Here is a 2,305-nt window from a genome sequence, read left to right as displayed (position 1 = left end):
GTCAACCACGGCGTGGTCACGCTGACGGGCCATCTCGGCAGCTGCGCCGAGAAGCTCGCGGTGGAACAGGCCGCGCAGCGCGTCAGCGGCGTGAAGGCGCTGGCCATCGAAACCTCGGTGAAGCTGGCCGCCGGCTTCGAACGCACCGATGCCGACATCGCACAGGCTGCCGGGCACGCGCTCGAATGGAACGTGCAGGTGCCCCGCGACGCGGTGCGGCCGATGGTCGAGGACGGATGGGTCACGCTGACCGGCGAAGTCGAGTGGGACTACCAGCGCCAGGCCGCGGAATCGACGGTTCGCAACCTGCTGGGTGTCACCGGCATCACGAACCTGGTGAGGATCAAGCTGCAGCGGTGTTCCGCGGACGTGGAACGGCAGGTGCAGGACGCGCTCATCCGCGTGTTCCACGACGCGCCGCGGCAGGTGGCGGTCGACGTGAACGGCTCGCAGGTCGTGCTGCGCGGCAAGGTGCGTTCCTGGGCGGAGCTGGACGCGGTGCGCGGCGCCGCCTGGTCCGCGCCGGGGGTGGTTTCGGTGGTCAACGAACTGGCCGTGGAAGCCTGAGGAGGGAACGCAAGGCCCCATGCAAACCGCGCGGGAATGACGGGCTGCGCACAAGGCCTGCGTGCTACGCTTGTACGGTTCTTAACAATGCTGTGACATTCGGCCTCGAATCCACGCTTTCCGAATGAAATCCGCCTTTCATATCGCGGTACTCGACGACGAGATCGACATCACGCAGCTGCTGGCCAACTACCTCCAAAGCCACGGTTTTCGCGTCACCCAGTTGCACAACGGCCCTTCCTTGATGGCACTGATGGACAGCGACCCGGCCGACCTCGTGCTGCTCGACCTCGGGCTGCCCGGCGAGGACGGCTTCTCCATTGCCCGCCGCATGCGCGAGAACTGGCGCTGCGGCCTGGTCATCGTCACCGGCCGCGGCGATGCGGTGGACAAGGTCGTCGGCCTGGAGGTGGGCGCGGACGACTACGTGACCAAGCCCTTCGACCTGCGCGAGCTGGTGGCGCGGGTCAAGGCGGTGCTCAGGCGCCTGGCGCCGGACGACGCACCGGTGGCCGTGCCCGCATCGTCCAGGCCCGCCGGTCTTGCCTCTGCCGACCGGCTGCGCTTCGCCGGCTGGCAGCTCGATCTTGCGGCACGCAGCCTCACGAACCCGCAGGGACAGAACGTGGCGCTCACCGGTGGCGAATTCGACCTGCTCTGCGCTTTTGCGCGGCACCCGGGGCGCGTGCTCTCGCGCGACTTCCTGCTCGAGCAGACGCGCGGACGCGAAGCCAGCCCTTTCGACCGCACCATCGACGTGCAGGTCGGCCGGCTGCGCAAGAAGATCGAGGCCGATCCGGACGAGCCGCAGATCGTCAAGTCGGTGCGGGGCGCGGGCTACATCCTGGTTCCGCCCGTCACGCAGGGCTGAGCCGATGAACCCGCCCTCTTCCCCGGTCGCCCCCACCCTTCCGGGACTGCCCTCGGGCGTTGAAGAGAGCAGCGTCTTTCGTTCGCTCTTCGTTTCCTACCCTGACTCGCTGCTGCTGGTCGACCAGGCCGGCCGCATCGTGCTGGCCAACCCCGCGGCAGCCAGCCTGCTGGGCTACGCGGTCGACGAGCTGGTGGGCCTGAACGTCGATGCGCTGGTGCCCGACAGCATCCGCCCGCGCCACGCCTCCTACCGCGAGGCCTACGGCCGCGCGCCGCGCCCGCGGCCCATGGGCACGCAGATGGAGCTGGTCGCCAAGCGCAAGGACGGCAGCGAGGTGATGGTCGAGATCGCGCTCAGCCCGCTGCAGAGCCAGGGCCTGCCCTTCGTGGTGGCCGCCATCCGCGACATCGGCGCCTATCCCCGCGTGAAGCAGGCGCTGCAGCGGGCGCGCTACAGCGACTACCTCGCGCAGCTGGGCCGCCTGGCCGTGGACACCCGCGACCTGCAGGTGGTGCTCGACCACGTGCCCGCCATGGCCGCGGAAGCGCTGGAGGTCGAGGTGGCCGTGGTGCTGCTGCTGGAGAACAGCCGCCTCGAATTCCGCGTGGCGAGCGGCGTGGGCCTGGTGCCCGGAGAAGAAATCGGCGCGCGCATTCCCAGCCATGCGAACACGCCGCCGGGTTTCGTGTTTGCCGAGGGGCGGCCGGTGGTGGTGGCCGACTACGGCAACGAGCGGCGCTTCGCGGTGCCGCAGGCGTATCTCGATGCCGGGCTGGTCAGCGCGCTGGCCGTGCCCTTCTACGACCGGGGCCGGTTCATCGGCGTGCTGGCCGAGCGATCGCGCGAGGCCAAGCGCTTTGGCGA

At 69.5% G+C, this 2,305-nt stretch carries 3 protein-coding genes; all 3 read left to right on the top strand.

Annotated features, from left to right (window positions below; translation table 11 throughout):
* Nucleotides 1–567: BON domain-containing protein (locus tag AC1DOC_RS29930; RefSeq protein ID WP_478131147.1), on the top strand; the 567-nt coding region annotated here is incomplete at its 5' end.
* 124 nt (nt 568–691) lie between these two features.
* Nucleotides 692–1,438 (top strand): response regulator transcription factor, encoded by a 747-nt coding sequence (locus tag AC1DOC_RS29925; RefSeq protein WP_015865632.1) that lies wholly within the window; start codon nt 692–694, stop codon nt 1,436–1,438.
* Nucleotides 1,439–1,442: 4 nt separating this feature from the next.
* A partial coding sequence (locus AC1DOC_RS29920) for a PAS domain S-box protein (RefSeq protein WP_478131146.1) occupies nt 1,443–2,305 on the top strand: 863 nt, incomplete at its 3' end.

It is taken from the genome of Variovorax sp. 01T439_2, assembly GCF_056398445.1.
Note: the sequence above shows the minus strand (reverse complement) of the source record. Positions and strands in the feature narration are given on the sequence as shown.